Annotated in this window: 21 protein-coding genes and 1 pseudogene; 9 read left to right on the top strand and 13 right to left on the bottom strand. The window is 62.8% G+C overall.

All coding sequences use genetic code 11. From position 1 onward, the window contains the following. The first annotated feature begins 54 nt into the window (after window positions 1-54). Window positions 55-930: a DMT family transporter gene (locus tag G7009_RS06760; RefSeq protein ID WP_181129138.1), complete on the top strand. Its 876-nt coding sequence runs from the start codon at window positions 55-57 to the stop codon at window positions 928-930. 139 nt (window positions 931-1,069) lie between these two features. Here G7009_RS06760 and G7009_RS06755 read toward each other — a convergent pair whose 3' ends face one another. Together G7009_RS06755 and cysK are read right to left on the bottom strand one after the other, a co-directional pair. Then, complete coding sequence (locus G7009_RS06755) at window positions 1,070-2,005, bottom strand: aspartyl/asparaginyl beta-hydroxylase domain-containing protein (RefSeq protein ID WP_181129137.1); 936 nt, start codon at window positions 2,003-2,005, stop codon at window positions 1,070-1,072. Window positions 2,006-2,176: 171 nt separating this feature from the next. After that, on the bottom strand, window positions 2,177-3,151 hold the full coding sequence (cysK, locus tag G7009_RS06750; protein WP_181129136.1) for a cysteine synthase A: 975 nt from the start codon (window positions 3,149-3,151) through the stop codon (window positions 2,177-2,179). 127 nt (window positions 3,152-3,278) lie between these two features. Between cysK and G7009_RS06745 the strand changes: the two genes are divergently transcribed. From G7009_RS06745 to G7009_RS06735, 3 genes are all read left to right on the top strand, one after another. Then, window positions 3,279-4,352 carry a DUF748 domain-containing protein gene (locus G7009_RS06745; RefSeq protein ID WP_181129135.1) on the top strand — a complete coding sequence of 358 codons (1,074 nt, stop codon included), beginning with the start codon at window positions 3,279-3,281 and terminating at the stop codon, window positions 4,350-4,352. A 136-nt stretch (window positions 4,353-4,488) separates the two neighbouring features. Continuing rightward, the gene (locus tag G7009_RS06740; protein WP_181129134.1) at window positions 4,489-5,334 is read left to right on the top strand and encodes an AAA family ATPase; all 846 of its coding nucleotides are present in this window, start codon (window positions 4,489-4,491) and stop codon (window positions 5,332-5,334) included. 12 nt (window positions 5,335-5,346) lie between these two features. Then, window positions 5,347-6,525 carry a vWA domain-containing protein gene (locus tag G7009_RS06735; RefSeq protein WP_181129133.1) on the top strand — a complete coding sequence of 393 codons (1,179 nt, stop codon included), beginning with the start codon at window positions 5,347-5,349 and terminating at the stop codon, window positions 6,523-6,525. Between the two features lie 77 nt (window positions 6,526-6,602). Here G7009_RS06735 and G7009_RS06730 read toward each other — a convergent pair whose 3' ends face one another. Genes G7009_RS06730 through G7009_RS06720 form a run of 3 tightly spaced genes read right to left on the bottom strand, consistent with a single transcriptional unit; the run spans window position 6,603 to window position 8,414 of the window. Then, window positions 6,603-7,124, bottom strand: coding sequence for a DUF2937 family protein (locus G7009_RS06730; RefSeq protein WP_181129132.1), 522 nt, complete (start codon window positions 7,122-7,124; stop codon window positions 6,603-6,605). 18 nt (window positions 7,125-7,142) lie between these two features. Further along, the gene (locus G7009_RS06725) at window positions 7,143-7,916 is read right to left on the bottom strand and encodes a class II glutamine amidotransferase (protein ID WP_181129131.1); all 774 of its coding nucleotides are present in this window, start codon (window positions 7,914-7,916) and stop codon (window positions 7,143-7,145) included. A 15-nt stretch (window positions 7,917-7,931) separates the two neighbouring features. Beyond that, window positions 7,932-8,414: an MFS transporter gene (locus tag G7009_RS06720; RefSeq protein ID WP_181129130.1), complete on the bottom strand. Its 483-nt coding sequence runs from the start codon at window positions 8,412-8,414 to the stop codon at window positions 7,932-7,934. 83 nt (window positions 8,415-8,497) lie between these two features. On the opposite strand from G7009_RS06720, the gene G7009_RS06715 reads away from it, so the two are divergent. After that, the gene (locus tag G7009_RS06715) at window positions 8,498-10,549 is read left to right on the top strand and encodes a S9 family peptidase (RefSeq protein ID WP_181129129.1); all 2,052 of its coding nucleotides are present in this window, start codon (window positions 8,498-8,500) and stop codon (window positions 10,547-10,549) included. Between the two features lie 365 nt (window positions 10,550-10,914). Here the strand turns inward: G7009_RS06715 and G7009_RS06710 are convergent, their stop codons facing one another. Next, a complete protein-coding gene (locus G7009_RS06710) occupies window positions 10,915-11,193 on the bottom strand; it encodes a hypothetical protein (RefSeq protein WP_181129128.1) in 279 nt (92 codons plus the stop codon). A gap of 132 nt (window positions 11,194-11,325) precedes the next feature. Here G7009_RS06710 and G7009_RS06705 point away from each other — a divergent pair, with 132 nt between their 5' ends. Further along, window positions 11,326-11,694: a YajD family HNH nuclease gene (locus tag G7009_RS06705; protein ID WP_181129127.1), complete on the top strand. Its 369-nt coding sequence runs from the start codon at window positions 11,326-11,328 to the stop codon at window positions 11,692-11,694. A 202-nt stretch (window positions 11,695-11,896) separates the two neighbouring features. On the opposite strand, the pseudogene G7009_RS06700 reads toward G7009_RS06705, so the two are convergent. Then, window positions 11,897-12,097, bottom strand: a pseudogene (locus tag G7009_RS06700) (GABA permease); the annotation flags it as partial. Window positions 12,098-12,391: 294 nt separating this feature from the next. Here G7009_RS06700 and G7009_RS06695 point away from each other — a divergent pair. Continuing rightward, on the top strand, window positions 12,392-12,739 hold the full coding sequence (locus G7009_RS06695) for a YgaP family membrane protein (RefSeq protein ID WP_181129126.1): 348 nt from the start codon (window positions 12,392-12,394) through the stop codon (window positions 12,737-12,739). A gap of 159 nt (window positions 12,740-12,898) precedes the next feature. Here the strand turns inward: G7009_RS06695 and G7009_RS06690 are convergent, their stop codons facing one another. Together G7009_RS06690 and G7009_RS06685 are read right to left on the bottom strand one after the other, a co-directional pair. Next, window positions 12,899-14,116, bottom strand: a complete 1,218-nt coding sequence (locus tag G7009_RS06690) for a hypothetical protein (RefSeq protein WP_181129125.1) — start codon at window positions 14,114-14,116, stop codon at window positions 12,899-12,901. A gap of 47 nt (window positions 14,117-14,163) precedes the next feature. Next, window positions 14,164-14,613 (bottom strand): YcgN family cysteine cluster protein, encoded by a 450-nt coding sequence (locus tag G7009_RS06685; RefSeq protein ID WP_181129124.1) that lies wholly within the window; start codon window positions 14,611-14,613, stop codon window positions 14,164-14,166. A gap of 151 nt (window positions 14,614-14,764) precedes the next feature. Between G7009_RS06685 and G7009_RS06680 the strand changes: the two genes are divergently transcribed. Beyond that, window positions 14,765-15,358, top strand: a complete 594-nt coding sequence (locus G7009_RS06680; RefSeq protein ID WP_181129123.1) for a nitroreductase family protein — start codon at window positions 14,765-14,767, stop codon at window positions 15,356-15,358. Between the two features lie 364 nt (window positions 15,359-15,722). Here G7009_RS06680 and G7009_RS06675 read toward each other — a convergent pair whose 3' ends face one another. The 4 genes from G7009_RS06675 to G7009_RS06660 all read right to left on the bottom strand — a co-directional run bounded on the left by G7009_RS06675 (window position 15,723) and on the right by G7009_RS06660 (window position 18,610). Further along, a complete protein-coding gene (locus G7009_RS06675; protein ID WP_181129122.1) occupies window positions 15,723-16,655 on the bottom strand; it encodes a D-2-hydroxyacid dehydrogenase in 933 nt (310 codons plus the stop codon). A gap of 71 nt (window positions 16,656-16,726) precedes the next feature. Next, window positions 16,727-17,020 (bottom strand): YcgL domain-containing protein, encoded by a 294-nt coding sequence (locus G7009_RS06670; protein ID WP_181129121.1) that lies wholly within the window; start codon window positions 17,018-17,020, stop codon window positions 16,727-16,729. Next, window positions 17,020-18,150, bottom strand: a complete 1,131-nt coding sequence (rnd, locus tag G7009_RS06665) for a ribonuclease D (RefSeq protein ID WP_181129120.1) — start codon at window positions 18,148-18,150, stop codon at window positions 17,020-17,022. Before rnd ends, G7009_RS06670 begins: the two co-directional genes overlap by 1 nt. A gap of 94 nt (window positions 18,151-18,244) precedes the next feature. Continuing rightward, a complete protein-coding gene (locus G7009_RS06660) occupies window positions 18,245-18,610 on the bottom strand; it encodes a 5-carboxymethyl-2-hydroxymuconate Delta-isomerase (protein ID WP_181129119.1) in 366 nt (121 codons plus the stop codon). Window positions 18,611-18,722: 112 nt separating this feature from the next. Between G7009_RS06660 and G7009_RS06655 the strand changes: the two genes are divergently transcribed. After that, on the top strand, window positions 18,723-18,962 hold the full coding sequence (locus G7009_RS06655) for a hypothetical protein (RefSeq protein ID WP_181129118.1): 240 nt from the start codon (window positions 18,723-18,725) through the stop codon (window positions 18,960-18,962). Window positions 18,963-18,985 lie beyond the last annotated feature (23 nt).

Raw genomic sequence — 18,985 nt, 5'->3', positions numbered from 1 at the left:
TCACCCCACCCCCTCGCGTACACTCGCGCCCCTGCCTATCTGCCGGAGACCCGCGTGAGCGCCATTGCCCTGACCCGCCTGCTGACCCTTGCCGCCGTATGGGGCGCCAGCTTCCTGTTCATGCGTATCATCGCGCCGGTGCTCGGTACCGTGCCGACGGCCTTTTTGCGTGTGGCGATCGCCTGCCTGGGCCTGATCCTGATCCTTGGGGCGATGCGGGTGCGCTGGGACTTCAACGGCAAGCTCGGCGCATGCCTGGTGCTGGGCATGATCAACTCGGGCATCCCGGCAACCTTTTACTCCGTGGCGGCACAGGTGCTGCCGGCTGGCTATTCGGCCATCTTCAACGCCACCACTCCGCTGATGGGCGTACTGATCGGCGCGCTGTGCTTCCGTGAACCCATGACCGCGGCCAAGCTGGGCGGTATCTTCCTCGGCCTGCTCGGCGTCGGCATTCTCAGCGGCGCCGGGCCCGTGGCATTCGACATGGCCTTGTTGCAGGGCGCGCTGTCCTGCCTCGCGGCGACGACCTGCTACGGTTTGGCCGGCTTTCTCGCACGGCGCTGGATCGGTGGTCTGGACAGCCGCCTGTCGGCCCTGGGCAGCATGCTGGGCGCCACGTTGATGCTGGTGCCGCTGTTCGCCTGGAGCGTGATCACCCAGCCACCGGCCAACTGGGGCGGCTGGTCTGTGTGGTTGTCACTGCTGGGGCTGGGCCTGGTATGCACGGCTTTCGCCTACATCCTGTACTTCCGCCTGCTGACCGAGATCGGGCCGATCAAGGCCAGTACCGTGACCTTCCTCATTCCGGTCTTCGGCGTGCTGTGGGGCGCTTGGCTGCTGGACGAGCCGTTGTCCATGGCGCATGTGTACGGAGGGATGCTGATCGCCGTGGCACTCTGGCTCGTGCTGCGCCCCGCAAGCCGCTGAGAGCGTGCGGAGCAAGTGTGCGATTTCAGCTCGCGCGGTGATCTACTAGCATGCGCCCTTGAGGCTGTGCGCAGGAGCTGGTTTGCCGAGGCGCCGCACCGCTTGCGATCGAAGCCGCAGCACTCGCACCACGCAGGACTCAGAACAGCCAGCGGTACACCAGGTACGCCACCACGATCGCCAGCACCGGCCGCAATATTCGGTAAGCCTTGGGGTTGGCACGCTTGAACCGCTTCACCCGACCACTGATGACATTGCTGAAGCGCTTGCTCCACGCGTACGCCTGGTTGATGCCGCCCACACGCTCGTCATCGGTGTTCTGCGGCGCCGTCGCGCGGCCGAGGAAAGCGCTGACCTTGCGGTTGACGCGGGTCATGAACGGGCTGCTGAGCGGCCGTTCGATGTCGCAGAAGAGGATCACGCGGGTGACGTCGGTCTCGTTCTTGACCCAATGCACGAAGGTTTCGTCGAACATCACGTCCTGACCGTCGCGCCATGCATAAGGTTCGCCATCGACGTAAATGCGGCAGTCGTCGGAGTTCGGCGTCGACAGCCCCAGGTGATAACGCAAGGACCCGGCGAAAGGGTCGCGGTGCGGGTTGAGATGGCTGCCCCCGGGCAACAGGGCGAACATCGCGCCCTTGACGCTGGGAATGCCACTGACCAGTTCGACGGTTCGCGGGCACAGCGCCTCGGCCGAGGGCAGTGGCTTGTCGTACCACTTGAGGTAGAAGCGCTTCCAGCCTTTCTTGAAGAAGGACCCGAAGCCAGCGTCATTGTCCTTTTCGGCGGCGCGAATATAGCCTTCGTCGAACAGGCGCATGGCCTCCTCGCGAATTTCCTGCCAATTGTCCTTGAGCACGTCCAGTTCAGGGAAGCGACTACGGTCCAGGTACGGCTTGGAAGGCACGCCCGAGAACAGGTACATCAGGCTGTTGTAGGGAGCGAACAACGCCGAATGGTTGACGAACTGGCGCAGCACCGGCAGGCGCGCCTTGCCGCGCAGATGCACGTACAGCACGCTGCCGAAGAACACCAGCAGGACACCTGCCTTGGCGACAAAGGAAAAGGTCATGCAACACTCCTTGGAAAGGGTTCAGGCCATCGCTGCCGATCAGGTAGGAAACCGAGCCGGACATGATAAACCCATCCAGCCCCGGTAAAAACAACCGGGACCGGACAGCAGTGTTGAGGATTGTGCAACAAAGGTTGCCGCCAAGCACTGCGCCGGATCAGCGGCGCGCGATCATTGCTGGTTTTCCTGCTCGGTGAAGAGGTCGGCGAACAACATGCTCGACAGGTAGCGCTCACCCGAATCCGGCAGGACGACCACGATGGTCTTGCCCTGCATCTCCGGTTTCTCGGCCATGCGCACGGCGGCGGCCATGGCCGCGCCACAGGAAATACCGCAGAGAATGCCCTCCTCCTGCATCAGGCGCAGGGCCATGGCCTTGGCCTCTTCGTCTGTCACGGTCTCGACCTGATCGACCAGCGAGAGATCGAGGTTCTTCGGCACGAAGCCGGCGCCGATGCCCTGGATCTTGTGCGGACTCGGTTGCAGCTCCTGCCCGGCCAGGGTCTGACTGATCAACGGCGATGCCAGGGGTTCGACCGCCACCGAGAGGATCGCCTTGCCCTGGGTCTGCTTGATGTAGCGCGACACACCGGTGATGGTACCGCCGGTGCCGACACCCGCGACCAGCACATCGACGGCGCCGTCCGTGTCGTTCCAGATCTCCGGCCCGGTGGTTTTCTCGTGGATGGCCGGGTTGGACGGATTGTCGAACTGACCGGGCATGTAGTATTGGTCGGGAGCGGAAGCGACGATCTCGCCGGCCTTCTCGATGGCGCCCTTCATGCCTTTGGTCGGTTCGGTCAATACCAGTTCGGCGCCCAAGGCCTTGAGGACCTTGCGACGCTCGATGCTCATCGAAGCGGGCATGGTCAGCATCAGCTTGTAGCCGCGGGCGGCGGCGACGAACGCCAGGCCGATTCCGGTGTTACCCGAGGTGGGTTCGACGATGGTCATGCCAGGCTTGAGCTTGCCGGTGCTTTCGGCGTCCCAGATCATGCTCGCGCCGATACGACACTTGACCGAGTAGCCGGGGTTGCGCCCTTCGATCTTGGCCAGGATGGTCACGCCGCGAGGGGCGATGCGGTTGATCTGCACCAGCGGCGTGTTGCCGATGGAGTGCGCGTTGTCAACATAGATGCGGCTCATGGCAGAGTCCTTGTAACCGTGCATGGAAAGGTCCAAGGGTAAGCCTGCCTTGGAAGGCCGTAAAGCCTGTTAGAACTCAGCGAGCCACCTTGCGGTCAACCGGACAACCCCTACTGGAGAGCCTTCGATGAAAGGTCGCTATCGCTGGCCACTGGTCGCTCTCGCCAGCCTCGCCCTGCTGTTGCTGGCGCTGCACCTGGCCCTGCCGTACCTGGTACGCAACTATCTGAACGACAAGCTGGCCGACATGGGTGATTACCGCGGCCAGGTCACCGACGTCGACCTGGCCTGGTGGCGCGGCGCCTATCAGATCAATGGGCTGGAGATCGTCAAGACCAGCGGCAAGGTGCCGGTACCCTTCCTGCAGGTGCCCTTGATCGACCTCTCGGTCAGCTGGCATTCGCTCTGGTACGACCAGGCGGTGGTCGCCGAAGTGACCTTCGTGCGGCCCGAGCTCAATTTCGTCGACGGCGGTAGCAAGCAGGCTTCCCAGACCGGTCAAGGTACCGACTGGCGCCAGCAACTCGACAAACTGTTGCCGATCACGCTCAACGAAGTGCGCATAGAGAACGGCACCCTGACCTTCCGCAACTTCAGTTCCAAGCCGAACGTGAACCTCAAGGCTACCGATCTGCAGGCGAGCATTCGCAACCTGACCAACGTACGTGACCAGAAAGGCCGCCGCGATGCCAGCTTCGAGGGTAACGCCAACCTGTTCGGCGATGCTCGCGTCGAAACCCATGCCACCTTCGATCCGTTCAGCGATTTCGACGATTTCGAGTTCCGCCTGCGGGCGACCGGCATTCAGTTGCGCCGCCTCAACGACTTCGCCAGCGCCTATGGCAAGTTCGACTTCAATGCGGGCCACGGCGACGTGGTGATCGAGGCCCAGGCGGAAAAAGGCCGGCTCAACGGCTACATCAAACCCCTGCTACGCGATGTGGACGTGTTCAACTGGCAACAGGATGTCGAGAACAAGGACAAAGGCTTCTTCCGCTCCATTTGGGAAGCGGTGGTCGGTGCGAGCGAGACGGTGCTCAAGAATCAGCCGAAGAACCAGTTCGCTACCCGCGTGGAGCTTAGCGGCAGCGTGCACCAGCAAGACATCAGCGCCTTCGAGGCCTTCCTGCAGATTTTGCGCAATGGCTTCGTCCAGGCCTTCAGCGCCCGCTACGAGCAGCCACCGCCGGACAAGAACTGAGTCAGGTAGCGACGTGCCATCCGGATACTGAATACCGGGTCTGCGTTTCCACCCGATCAAGTCGCGCGCTATAGTCCCGGAAGACAATCTTTCCGCCGGCGGCCCTGCTCGCCCGGCCACTGCAGAGGATCGGTTCATGAAGTTCGAAGGCACCCGCGATTACGTCGCGACAGACGACCTGAAACTGGCGGTAAACGCGGCAGTCACCCTGGAGCGACCTCTGCTGGTCAAGGGCGAGCCGGGAACCGGCAAGACCATGCTGGCCGAGCAGCTGGCGCAGTCTTTCGGTGCCCGTTTGATCACCTGGCACATCAAGTCCACCACCAAGGCGCACCAAGGCCTTTATGAATACGATGCCGTAAGCCGCCTGCGCGACTCGCAACTCGGCGTGGACAAGGTCCACGACGTGCGCAACTACCTCAAGAAAGGCAAGCTGTGGGAGGCGTTCGAGGCCGAGGAGCGGGTGATCCTGTTGATCGACGAGATCGACAAGGCCGACATCGAGTTCCCCAACGACCTGTTGCAGGAACTCGACAAGATGGAGTTCTACGTCTACGAGATCGACGAGACCATCAAGGCCAGGCAACGCCCGATCATCATCATCACCTCGAACAACGAAAAGGAGCTGCCGGACGCGTTCCTGCGTCGTTGCTTCTTCCACTACATCGCCTTCCCGGATCGCGACACCCTGCAGAAGATCGTCGACGTGCATTTCCCCAGCATCAAGCAGACCCTGGTCAGCGAAGCGCTGGACGTGTTCTTCGATGTGCGCAAGGTGCCGGGCCTGAAGAAGAAGCCCTCCACCTCCGAGCTGGTCGACTGGCTCAAGCTGTTGATGGCCGACAATATCGGCGAAGCGGTATTGCGTGAACGCGATCCGACCAAGGCCATTCCGCCGCTGGCGGGTGCGCTGGTGAAGAACGAGCAGGATGTGCAGCTGCTCGAGCGCCTGGCCTTCATGAGCCGACGCGGCAACCGCTGACGGGAGAGGTCCATGCTGCTCAATCTGTTCAACGAGATGCGCGCGGCCAAGGTGCCGGTATCGGTCCGCGAACTGCTCGACCTGCTTCACGCCCTGGAGCAGCGCGTGGTATTCGCCGACATGGACGAGTTCTACTACCTGGCGCGAGCGATCCTGGTCAAGGACGAGCGTCATTTCGACAAGTTCGACCGTGCGTTCTCCGCGTACTTCCAAGGCCTGGAACACCTCGACCGGCACCTCGAGGCACTGATCCCCGAAGAGTGGTTGCGCAAGGAGTTCGAACGCTCGCTCAGCGATGAAGAGCGGGCGCAGATCCAATCCTTGGGCGGCCTGGACAAGTTGATCGAGGCGTTCAAGCAACGCCTGGAAGAACAGAAAGGTCGACATGCCGGAGGCAACAAGTGGATCGGCACGGGCGGTACCAGCCCGTTCGGCTCCGGCGGCTACAACCCCGAAGGCATTCGTGTCGGCGACGCCGGCAAGCGCCAAGGCAAGGCGGCCAAGGTCTGGGACCAGCGCGAGTACAGGAACCTCGACGACCAGGTCGAGCTCGGCACGCGCAACATCAAGCTGGCCCTGCGGCGCTTGCGCAAGTTCGCCCGCGAGGGTGCGGCCGAGGAACTGGACATCGATGGCACCATCGACCAGACGGCCCGTGACGCCGGCCTGCTGAACATCCAGATGCGACCGGAACGCCGCAACACCATCAAGTTGCTGCTGCTGTTCGACATCGGCGGTTCGATGGACGCTCATGTGCGGATCTGCGAAGAACTCTTCTCCGCCTGCAAGACCGAGTTCAAGCACCTGGAGTACTACTACTTCCACAACTTCGTCTACGAATCGGTGTGGAAGAACAACCTGCGCCGCACATCCGAACGCTTCTCCACCTTCGACCTGCTGCACAAGTACGGCGACGACTACAAGGTGGTGTTCGTCGGCGATGCCGCCATGGCGCCCTACGAGATCACCCAGCCGGGAGGCAGCGTCGAACACTGGAACGAGGAAGCCGGATACGTGTGGATGCAGCGCTTCACTGAAAAATTCCGCAAGCTCATCTGGATCAATCCATATCCGAAGGAGACCTGGAACTACACCGCTTCGAACCAGCTGGTGCGCGAACTCGTCGAGGAGCGGATGTATCCATTGACCTTGCAGGGGTTGGAAGACGGGATGCGGTTCTTGTCGAAATGAGAGCGCCTGTCTTGGAGCCTATGGCGTATGCATGGTCGAGCACCGCTTTCTGCGCAGGGCGCTCTTTCCTCGACCACTTATCTCCAGCTTTCCTTCACTTCTCTGCGTCGGCTGCCCAGTATTATTCGACCGATCGCCAATAGCAGGCTCTCGACCACCAGCGCCAGTACCAGGCCACATCCAAGCCCCCAGGCGACGGCTTCGGGCGACAGGAGTATCTGGTAGCTGTAACCCTTGAGGGTCTCTTCACGCAGCTGAGCATCCGGGGCCACCAGCACATGCCAGGTGCGGCTCAGCCATGGCCCCTGGAGAATCTGCCATTCGCGCTCGAAGGCCTGGTTGCGTACCAGCAGGCTTTCGATGCTGTTGGCATCGCTGTTGAATACCGGATCGTCGCTGGTGCGGTAGTGTCGAACCAGAGCTTGCAGGTCGCCATTGAAGAAGCGTTGCGCGGTCTGCTGGAAGCCCTTGAGCGCCTCGCGCGATTCCAGCAGATGCGCCTCGACCCGTTGGCTGTAGTCAGTGATTAGGCCAGGGACCTGGACGCCGGCCAGCACGCCGAAGGTAAACAGCAGCAACCGCAAATAACTTCTCAACATGACGCGACTTCCCTGGCTTCAGCTCTGCCCTTGGGCGACGCACTCGCCATGCCGCCACAGGGCCCATTGACCGGGCGTATAGCGATGCCAGGTCTCGTTTTCGGTAAGGGCCTCGGTAGCGATTACCGTGACCACATCGTTAGGTGTGGTTTCGGCCTGGAAGTCGACGATCATGTCGAAATCCTTAAGCCGCGCAGGGCCGAACGGTGCGCGCCGAGTGATGTGGACCAGCTTGGTCGAGCAGAAGCAGAACAGCCAGTCACCATTGCTGAGCAGGCAGTTGAACACGCCCTTGCCACGATACTCGGTACAGGCTTCGACCAGCACGGGCAGCAGCTGTTCCACGGCGACGGGCTCGGGAAACGCGCTGCGCACGCGGTTGAGCAGGTCGCAGAACGCGGCCTCGCTGTCGGTATCGCCCACCGGCCGATAGAAGGTGATCGAGCTGTTCAGCTCGGCCAGTTGGCCATTGTGCGCGAAACACCAGTTGCGGCCCCACAGCTCGCGCACGAATGGATGAGTGTTGGACAGGCAGACATTGCCGACATTGGCCTGGCGGATGTGGCCGATGACCACCTCGCTCTTGATCGGGTAGCGCTGCACCAGGTTCGCCACTTCCGATTCGCTGCTCGCTGCGGGATCCTGGAACAGGCGCAGGCCCCGTCCTTCGTAGAAGCCGATGCCCCAGCCGTCGCGATGCGGACCGGTACGCCCGCCACGTTGCATGAGCCCGGTGAAGCTGAAGACGATATCGGTCGGCACGTTGGCACTCATGCCCAGCAGTTCGCACATGCACAAGACTCCTGCTTACAAGCGTGGCTCGACGCGACCGCCGGCAGGCGCCAGTGGCTGGGGATCACTGTAACGGTCACGCCGGTCGGCGGCGAAGGGTTGGTCGTCGACCTCTTCCTGTGCCGCCGCCTGGCGGGCGGCCTCGGCCTTTTCGCGGCGCTCGCGGCCGCGTTTTTCAAGCGGCCAGCGCACCAGCACGAACAGGAAGTACAGTGCGAAGGCGATCAGCCCGTAGGTGGCCAGGTCGGAAGCGGCGCGCAAGGCGTTGTTGCCGACCTTGAACATCAAGTCCAGGGCGATGACGGCCACCGCCGGGGCGAAGCTTTCCTTGAGCGGGTCGATGATGGTCGGTGTCAGCAGCAACACGGCAAGCACCACGCGCAGTGGCTCACGCAGCCAGCGCCACATCCAACGGGTCAGACGAAAGCCCACCAGCAGGCAACCCAGGGCGGCCAGGGCGTAAAGGCCCCAGGCCAGCAGATAGTCGTTCTCGGTCATGGTGTTCGTGCAAGCCAGGCGAAGAGACGCTTATGATAAACACTTTTCCGCGCGCAGGCGCCCCCCAGCCGAGAGAACCCCGCATGCCAGCCATTGCCAATGCTTCCCGCGCCCCGCTCGCCCGCCAGGATCAGGGGGCCGATCCCTATGCCTGGCTGCAGGCGCGTGACACGCCCGACGTGATGGCCTATCTGGAGGCAGAGAATGCCTACCAGCAAGCCTGCCTGGCCGACCAGGCGCCCCTGCGTGAAGCGTTGTTCGAGGAAATCAAGGGACGCATCCTGGAAACCGACCTGTCGCTGCCCTCGCCTTGGGGCCCTTACCTGTACTACACCCGCACCACGGCAGGCGACGAATACCCGCGGCACTATCGCTGCCCGCGTCCGGCGGACGACTCCAATAGCGTCGACGAGCACCACGAAGAGCTGCTGCTCGACCCCAATGCCCTGGCCGATGGCGGCTTCCTGTCGCTGGGCGCCTTCAACATCAGCCCCGATCATCGCCTGCTGGCCTACAGCCTCGATACCTCTGGCGACGAAATCTATACCCTCTACATCAAGGACCTCGCCACAGGCGTTGTCAGCGGCCTGCCATTCGAAGACTGCGACGGCAGCATGACCTGGGCCAATGACAGCCAGACCTTGTTCTTCGCCCAGCTCGACGATACGCACCGGCCCTGGCGTCTGCTTCGCCACCGCCTGGGTCAGGCGGGGGCCGAGCAGGTCTTCGAAGAGCCGGATGGACGCTTCTTCCTGCACTGCTACCGCTCGAGCTCCGAGCGCCAGCTGATCCTGCTGCTCAACAGCAAGACCACCAGCGAGGCGTGGGTGCTGGACGCCGAAACCCCGGATGCCGCCTTCACGTGCCTGGCTCCCCGCATGGAGGGTCACGAGTACTTCCCGGACCATGGTCAACTGGAGGGGCAATGGCAATGGTTCATCCGCAGCAACCAGCACGGCATCAACTTCGCCCTGTTCCACGCTCCTTCCGATCAGGTCCCCACGCGCGAGCGGTGGCAGGTGCTGGTGCCCCACCGCGAGACCATCATGCTCGAAGACCTGAGCCTTAATGCCGGCGCCCTGAGTCTGAGCCTGCGCGAAGGTGGGTTGCCGATCATCGAAGTGCACCCCCAGGGGCAGGCCGCCTATAGAGTCGAATTGCCGGATGCCGCCTACAGCCTGTACGTGCAGGACAGCCTGGAGTTCGCCAGCACGCGCATACGCTTGCGCTATGAAGCCCTGAACCGCCCTGCCCAGGTTCGTCAGCTCGAGCTCATCGACGGCGCTCAGCAGGTACTCAAGCAGACGCCCGTGCTGGGTGAGTTCGATGCCGACGACTACGTCAGCCAGCGCCTCTGGGCCACGGCGCAGGATGGCACGCAGGTACCGATCAGTCTGGTACGTCGGCGCAGCGACCTGGGTCGTACTGTCCCGCTCTACCTGTATGGCTACGGCGCCTACGGCGAAAGCCTCGATCCATGGTTTTCCCATGCGCGCCTGAGCCTGCTGGAGCGTGGCGTGGCCTTTGCCATCGCCCACGTGCGCGGTGGCGGCGAGCTCGGCGAAGCCTGGTATCGCGCCGGCAAGCAAGAGCACAAGCAGAACACGTTCGACGACTTCATCGCCTGCGCCGAGCACTTGATCGCCGAAGGCGTGACCTCTCGCGATCGGTTGTCGATCAGCGGCGGTAGCGCCGGGGGCCTGCTGATCGGCGCGGTGCTCAACCAGCGTCCGGAGCTGTTCCGCGCGGCCATCGCCGAGGTGCCCTTCGTCGACGTGCTCAACACCATGCTCGACCCCGACCTGCCGCTGACCGTCACCGAGTACGACGAATGGGGCAACCCGCAGGAGGCCGAGGTGTACCAGCGAATCAAGGCCTATGCCCCCTATGAGAACGTCAAGGCCCAGGCTTATCCGGCGATGCTGGTGGTGGCGGGCTATAACGACAGCCGTGTGCAGTACTGGGAAGCGGCCAAGTGGGTCGCTCGCCTGCGCACTCGCAAGACCGATGACAACTTGCTGTTGCTGAAGACAGAAATGGGTGCCGGGCATGGTGGCATGAGCGGCCGCTATCAGGGGTTGCGCGACGTGGCGCTGGAGTATGCGTTCGTGCTGAACGAGTTGGGGGTGGTGTAGATCGTCTGGATTGTGGCTGTCTGAAGTGCGCCCCGGATGTTGGACACCCGTCCATCACTCGTGGCAAGGCTCGAACCCGCGTGCAGGCGCAACTGTCTTGCTCAACATTCGAAATGCACGCGTTCCCGGTGGGAGTGGCGGTTCGCCGATGCGATTTACCCGCAAAGCAGACCAAGCGGTGGATGGCACGGGCTTCATCCGTGCTCGCGGGCAAACCCACTCCCACAGGGTGGACTGCCCCCAAGGGTTGGATTGGTGTCCGACTTCTTGGGGGCAATCCAGGGAACGCATGCATTTTGAATGTTGAGCAAGACAATTGCTCCTGCATGCGCGTTGAACTCAGGAAGTGTGTAAACCCCTCCTCCTCACGGTTCTTTCGGCGGGCTTCTTGGCGGTTCTGCCTCTATCCCTGGCAAAGGCTGGTCCTTGGGCGGCCCCGGTAGCGGGATGGGTGGCAGCAGTGGCGCGCCGGGCGTGTTGTCGCCTGCCCTCGGCGGGGTCGTAGGCGTGATCTGCGGATAAGGAGTAGGCGTAGCCGTACCAGGCGCACCCGGTACCGGCGCAATGATGCGTGGTTGCAGTCCGGCGGCCTGTGCCGTCGGCAGGCCAGCAAGGATCAGTGCGGCGAAGATCGCATGGAACATCAGCAGCCTCCTGTCGGGAACCTGCCTACAGGCTACCTGCTCTTGCATGGTTTTGCCTGTCCGCCATGGCCCTGGCCGCGCTAGACTCCAAGATACAACCGTCATCAGCCACACCATAAGAAAGGTAATCCCATGAGTTCGGCTTCCTCCGCCGCCGCCACCGCCCGCCTCGACCGCATCCTCGCCGACGCCAAGCGTGACAAGGAAATGGGCTATCGCGACAAGGCCTTGAAAATGTATCCGCATGTGTGCGGACGCTGCACCCGCGAGTTTTCCGGCAAGCGCCTCAGCGAGTTGACCGTGCACCATCGCGATCACAACCATGACAACAACCCCCAGGACGGCTCGAACTGGGAGCTCCTGTGTCTTTACTGCCATGACAACGAGCACTCGCGCTACACCGATCAGCAGTACTTCAGCGAAGGCTCGTTGAGCAGTCCGACCATCGCCAAGGCCACGCACAATCCGTTTGCCGCATTGGGCGATCTGCTGAAGAAATAAGCGCGGGCATACAGCGGCGAGCGGGCCTGGCAGTCAGGTCGGCGCGTCCGGATGCACGGCAAGTGATGCCGGATCAGTTCTTATCAAGACAGATCCGGCATCCGCACGGGTCATCTGTGAAGCGGTTCGTACCGAAAGCCACGCTTGCCGCCCGCCGCCTCCCTTATGCCAACCGTTCACTCGCCGGTTCGCCACGTGCCGACAGGACCGTTGCCAGGATGATCAGCGAGGCGCCGACCAGCGCGTAGGCGACGATCGCCGCCGGTTCCGCGGCGACGATGGCGTGTCCGGAGGCGAACAGGCCCGCGCCTATGACTCCGGCGATGGAAAGCATGGTCACCTGCCGTGGCTTGAAACCTTGAGCCAACTGATTACCGGTATTCCCAGCCTGTGCAATGGTCATCCTGACCCCTCTTCTTTTTAGATTTGTTCTGGGCTGGCGAAGCGGCCATCGGACAGAGAGCATCAGTGGCTGAGCTCCATCCCGGATGAGCTTCGCGCCAGGCCAACTGAGTGCACCCGGCAGGCGAATCAGTTGGCCAGGAAAGACCTGGCGTTGGCCCTGACGGACCTTTATCCGCTCTACAACGCGCAGGGTGACGCGTCTCTGTCGACGTGCGTCCGCTGGGCTGCACAAAGAATGAACAGTCGCGCAGGGTCGAAGGTCTGCTCTCTACCAACCAACAGGAGACCTACCATGCTCGATATCCATTCGAAGCCAGACGCCAGTGAGCACAACGTTCATGGCTTGGAACGCGCCAGTTCCCTGGCGGGCGGCGCGTTCATGATCAGCAAGGGCCTGCGTCATGGCGGTCTGGCCGGCATACTGCAAGTGGCGGTGGGCGGCCTGGCGCTGATGCGTGGCGTCAAAGGCCACTGTTCGGCAAAGGCCTGGCTGCAACGTCATCGCAACGAGCTGCATGACCTGCGCTCGGACATCGAAGGCAAGGCCGCGGACTTGGCAGCGTTGAAGGCCAATGCCGATGTCGCGACACGCACCGTCACGGTCACCGGCAACGATTCGCTGAACAGCCCCAAGCTTTGAAAGCCATCGCTCAGGCGCTCGCTTGAGCCGACGCAAGATCGATGCGCGTCCGGTAACGAGGCAGGTGTGAAACGCAATCGGCGACAGCCCTGGCCAGGGCTGTCGCCGATTGCTTTGTGGACGACGGAATATCAGGCTGCCCTTCAACGCCTGCCAGCGCTATCGCAGCAGCTTGTCCTGCAAGACCTCCGACCGTCGGCCCAGCACGTTCTCACTGATCTGCACGAACTCTTCGGTACTGACACTGGAAAGCCGCATCAGCGCCTGAGTGACATCATCCAGCGAACGTTGACCATGACTGTGCAGGCGGATCTCCGCATCCAGTGCCTGCAATACCTGCACGCCACGGGCGACCTGCGCCGCGCTGGCGATATCGCCCTGCAGGCGGGTGACCTTGGCGCCCTCCTTGAGCAGACGTTCCTGCACCGCCTGGTAGCGGTCGTCACTCATGCCACCGGCACGGCGCAACAGGGCGGTGGCGTAGTAATCGGCCAGACTCTCGCCAAGCCAGTCGCTACCTGCGCGGCTGTCGATCCGGGCGAACAGCTGGACCAGCTCGCGGAGCAGCGCACTGCTACCGTTCTCGCCGACCAGTGGCAGGTTGCTGTGCAGGTACAGCGACTGATGACCGGAACGGGCCCCACGCCACATCTCGTCCCTGGCGCCGACCAGCAGCAACTTTGACGGGTTGCGCGGGAATACCGCTTGCAGGTGCGGCCAGATGAATGTCAACAAGGTCAGGGTGTCCATTCGGCGCATGCCCTGGCTCCGAGGCGCCGCCACCGTCACATCGGTCTCGCCCAGACGTGCCCGGCGGCTACCGACGCTCCCGGCCAGCATCCAGCCAGTGGGTCGGTCGAACAGCCGCGAGACGTTGTCGATGCGAAAGCGCTGCTTGCCGATGCGCGGCCATGCGGTCTCGATGCTCTTCCAGCCATTGGGCAGCTCGATACCGAGCCGCGCCACCAGTTCGGTGCCGTCCTGCTGATCGAGGCGCCCGGGCGGAACCAGCTGATCACCCCGGAACAGCGCCCAGTGGGGAGTCATACGGCTCTCGAAGGCATCGCTGACGCGCGCTTTCTGGTCAAGCTGGACACGGTAGCTGAGGCTGGTCTTGCCAGGGCCTGGATGCCAGAGACCACGCGCGCCCCGTGCCTGCAATTGCCACTGGCCATCGGTCTGGAAGTCGCTGTAGAGACCTGCCTTGCCAAGGTCGAAATCCAGGCTGCGTACGACGCTGCCATCGGCCAGGCTCAGGCGTACTTCAGCCTGACCCGTGGCCGGTAGCAGACGCACCTGGTAGTCCAGGTCGACTTTTTTCGCCCAGGCCGGCGAGCTGGCCAGCAGCATCGTCAGCCAGAAAAGATGTAGACGCATGCACGAACTCCTTTCCCCTGAGCGAGCGGCCGAGGGACCGGGCTGGCTCAGCCGGCGCGAAATATAAGATGATCTTCCCAGTCTTCCTCGGCCACGGCCGTCTCACTGAGCATGCGTCCGGACCGGGAGATACGTTGCTTGTGCACCTGTTGGCGGTCCCCGCTGACCAAGGGGTGCCAGCTCGGCAGGTCGCTACCCTCGCTGACCAGACGATAGCCGCAGGTGGTGGGCAACCACCTGAACTGGTCGGCCTTGCCGGGAGTCAGCTGGATGCAATCGGGCACGTGCGTGAAACGGTTGGGATAATCGCTGCACTGGCAGGTGTCCATGTCCAGCAGCTTGCAGGCGATGCGCGTGTAGTAGACGCTGTTGTCGTCCTCATCCTCGAGCTTCTGCAGGCAGCACAGGCCACAGCCGTCACACAGCGATTCCCATTCCTGCGGGTCGAGTTGGTCGAGGGTCTTGCGCCGCCAGAACGGCATGGGATCGGCAATCATCAAACGGTCTTCCTGCGTATCATCGGGTCCGCTGGGCGCGGCGGCGCCAGTCTAGAGCCTGTCCTTCACCAATGCCAGACCGCTTGTCAGTCCCGGTGCAAAGCAGTAGCGTGATCCGCGACTTCCATTTTTCTCGATTGCAGGAGCAGCCATGAGCGCCAACCCACGCGTTGCCGAGTACGCCATCAACGAACAATTCATCAACCGCTGGTCGCCACGCGCCTTCAGTGCGGAGCCGATCAGCGAGCAGACCGTGTTGACCTTCCTCGAAGCGGCGCGCTGGGCGCCCTCGGCCTATAACTCCCAGCCTTGGCGATTTCTGTATGCCCGCCGCGACACGCCGAACTGGGAGCGTTACCTGGGCCTGCTCAACGAATTCAACCGCAGCTGGGTCCGGCAGGCATCAGCATTGGTGGTGATCCTCTCCAAGACCACCTTCACCGCTCCGGGTGCCAGTGAGGAGTCTCCCGCGCTGTGGCACACCTTCGATACCGGTTCGGCCTGGGGGCATCTGGCACTGCAGGCCAGCCTCAGCGGTTGGCATACCCATGGGATGGCGGGTTTCGACCAGGCCTTGGCACGCCGGGAGCTGAAGATTCCCGAGGGTTATGACCTGCATGCGATGATCGCGATTGGCAAGCTGGGCGACAAGGCGAGCCTGGCCGAGGGGCTGCAGGCGCGTGAGTTGCCTAGTTCGCGGCGGCCACTGAGCGAATTGGCGGCGGAGGGTGATTTCACGTTGTAAACCCTGAGCCGGGTCGGGAGGCGGTTGGGGGTTGCGATGTTTCGTGGAGTTCGAATTCTGCGTAGCCTCGAACCTGTGGATTGTTTGGTCGATTGTATTGCCAGGCGAGCCCTTCGGCCTCGATCGCGGGACGAGCCCGCTCGCCACCGGGGCCTGCGTTAGTCAGGCGAATCTGCGTAGGTCAGGCGAATCTGCGTAGGTCAGAGGCGTCACGGTTCGTTCACACTCGTGACTTGCAAAAGCCGGTGGCGAGCGGGCTCGTCCCGCGATCGAGGCCGAAGGACTCGCCTGGCAATGCAATGGTGCGATCAACGCGGTTGCAGCGGTTACCCGTCAGGAGCAGCGAAACCGCCGCTCCCTTGCCTCAATACCCCCGCAGAAAATCCACCAACCCCCGCAACGTCTCCCCTGCCCTATACGCCCGCAGGTTCTCGACGAACAGGCGCACCATCGCCGTCGGCGTGGTAGGAGCGGCACTATGGCCGGTGAGCAGTAGCCCCCGGGCCGTCCAGAACGGATGCTGCCGGGGCAGAGGCTCCTGCCGGCAGACATCGATCACGGCTCCGGCCAGATGCCCCTGCTTCAAGGCCTCCACCAGGTCAAGATCGACCACGGCCACGCCCCGCCCGGCATTGATGAACAATGCCTCGGGTTTGAAACGCTTGAACAGCGCCGCGTCGTAGAGATCATGAGTAGCCGGAGTATCGGGCAACAGGTTGAGCACATAGTCGGCCTGAGACACCAACCTTGGCAGATCTGCAAGCCCTGCCACTTCGACGAAAGGCGCCTGTTCACGCGGCTGGCTGGCGACGCCGTAGAGAACCACGCCAAACGGCAGGAGGAATTCGGCGACCCGCTGGCCGATATCGCCCGTGCCGACGATCAAGACTCGCCGCCCTTCCAGGCTGCGCCCCGGACGCTCATCCCAGCGACACTCCGTCTGACTGACCAGTCGCGTCAACACCTCCCGCTCGTGGCTCAGCATGTAGGTCAGCATGTACTCGGCCATCACCTGGCCGAAGATGCCCACGGCGCGTGTCAGGCGATAGTCGCGCGACAGGCCGTCGGCAAGCAGGGGGGTGATACCTGCCCAGGTAGACTGCATCCAATCGGGCCGATGTCCTTGCCGAAGCAGGCCGGCCAACAAATCGGGTTGCCCCAGCCACACCTCGCACTCCGGCGCATGACGGGCGAGCTCGGTGGTGTCGCCACTGGTCAGGATGGTCAGATCCGATGCAGCCTCACTCAACAGACGGCTATAGAGGGCATGATCCTTTTCGGCGAGCAACACACGCATGGCGATGACAACCTTGACGGGTGAAGACAGCCCGCGCGCGGGCTGCCGAGCTGTGGTGGGGTTCCGCGACGTCAGACCGGGTCGTTGCGGCGCAGCAATTCTTCCGGCAGGTGCTCGATGTATTCCTCGTCAGGCGGCGGCATCTGCAAGTGATAGCCCTGGGTGTCGAGGTTCTCCAGCACTTTGACGATGTCTTCGCGGGCCAGCTTGCGCTCGGGGCCAAGTACCAGGTCGAAGGCATGCACCGGCGTACCGAAGAACGGCAGGAGGCCTTCAGGCACGCGCTCCAGGCCATCGGCCTTGAGCACATACAGGTACATTTCGTTCTTGCGAGGGCTCTTGTAGATCGAACAGATACGTTTCATCAGGCTTCTCCGGCACCCGCCAGGTTATCGAGCAGGGCCTGCCCCATGCGCTCGCGGCGCCAGCCACGCAGCGAATCGGGCAATTGATAGGGACCATTGGGGTAGCCGCTCTTGAGCAGGGCTTCCAGGGTTTTCTTGCGCAGCATCAGCTCCGGGGCGATGCCCAGGCGTTCGCCCTCGGCCTGTCCGATGGTGCGCAACTGCTTGAGGATACCGGCAGCGTCTATCGGCAACGGCTCGGGCAGCGCCGGCGGCCATTGCTCGGCGGGCAAGCTGGCCGCGCGCTTGATCAGGTCGAGCAGGAACTCGCCGTCCTGGCGGATGGTGCGCGGATGCATGTCGTCGATCCTGGCCAGCGCCGACAGGTTGTCGGGCTGGGTCTTGGCCATGGGCCACAGGGCATGCTCGCGCAACACGCGGTTGCGGGGCAGATCCCGTGCCCGCGCTTCACGCTCGCGCCAGGCACAGAGCTCGCGCAGTACCGCCAGTTGCTGCCGGGACAGTTTCCAGGCCAGCTTCACTTCACGATACAACGACAGCGGATCGATCTCGCGGCGCAGCTGGGCGACCAGCTCGGCGCCGTCTTCGAGCACCCACGCATACTTCTCATCGGAGAGACGCTGGCGCAGGCTGCCGAACAACTCGGCCAGATGCACGGCATCCTCCGCGGCATAACTGACCTGGGTGTCCGACAGTGGACGCTGCAGCCAATCGGACCGAGTCTCGCCCTTGGGCAGTTCGATACCGAGCACGTCCTGGACCAGCCGCGAGTATCCCATGGAGAACCCGATATTGAGGTAGCCGGCGGCCAGTTGGGTGTCGAACAGCGGCTGCGGCAGCTTGCCGGTCAGGCGCGAGAGCACTTCAAGGTCTTCGCTGCAGGCATGCACCACCTTGACCACGGCGGTGTCTTCGAGCAAGGCGGCAAGTGGTTGCCAATCGGTGATCAGCAACGGATCGATCAAAAAGGCCCGGCTGCCGTCGCCGACCTGCACCAGGCCGGCTTTGGGATAGAAGGTGTCGACCCGCATGAATTCGGTGTCGAGCGCCACATAGGGCAGTGCACGCCAGTCCTGGCAATGTTCGGCCAGGCTCCGGTCGTCGCGGATCCAGTGTATTTCGATAGCCACAAGGCTCTCCCACAGACAATGGCGCGCAGTATATACGCCATGGGCCGGGGCCGGGAAACCATGCGTCCGTCACGAGCGCCCGCGCCCGCCCTGCTCAGCCTGGCAGGTGTTGCTTGGCATAGGACCCACGGTCCATGTCCTGCACTTCGACGCTGAGCTGGATATGCACACCGGCCTTGCTCGGTACGGCCTCGCGCAACACGGCCAACAGGCTGTTCGACAGTCGCTGCTTGACCTCCGGCGAGCGGCCGCTGAGCAGCGCCAGGCGGACATGGGCGAAACTGCGCTCGCCGGGAGCGGTGCCGACGCGGTACTGGCTGACGGGTTGGGCGCGGCTCTTGATATCGAGTTCATCGGCGAACTGCCCGCTGCCGACCAAGGCGTGGTTCAAGCGCATCAACAGCACATCCACGTTTACGTCAGGCAGGTTGTCGCTGTATTCAAGGTTCAGATGAGGCATGCCAGGTATCCAGGCCAGGTAAGAAGTCGTACAGCTTAGCGCAGGCGCGGAACCTGGCGCAGCGACTATCCTCAAAGTTCAGGACCGCTCACCAACTCACCGAGGTGAAGAAATGCCAGTCCCACACGATCTGCTCGCTGACCTGAAATTGCCAAGCGAGACCTACGAAGCGCTCCGCAAGGACGACCAGCAACTCAGCGATTTGCACAAGGAATACCTGGCCAAGGACAAGGAGGTACTCGTTGCCGAGAAAAATGGCACCAGCGACGACACCGTGAATCGGTTTCGAAAGGAGCGCGCTCTGATCAAGGAGAAGATCGTCCGCAAGATCGAGCAGCACAACAAGGACTGAGACGAATATACCGGCACCGGTAG

The sequence above is a fragment of the Pseudomonas capeferrum genome (assembly GCF_013523055.1).
Lineage (GTDB): Bacteria > Pseudomonadota > Gammaproteobacteria > Pseudomonadales > Pseudomonadaceae > Aquipseudomonas > Aquipseudomonas capeferrum_A.
The sequence above is the reverse complement of the archived record's forward strand: the minus strand, read 5'-3'. Positions and strand labels throughout refer to the sequence as shown.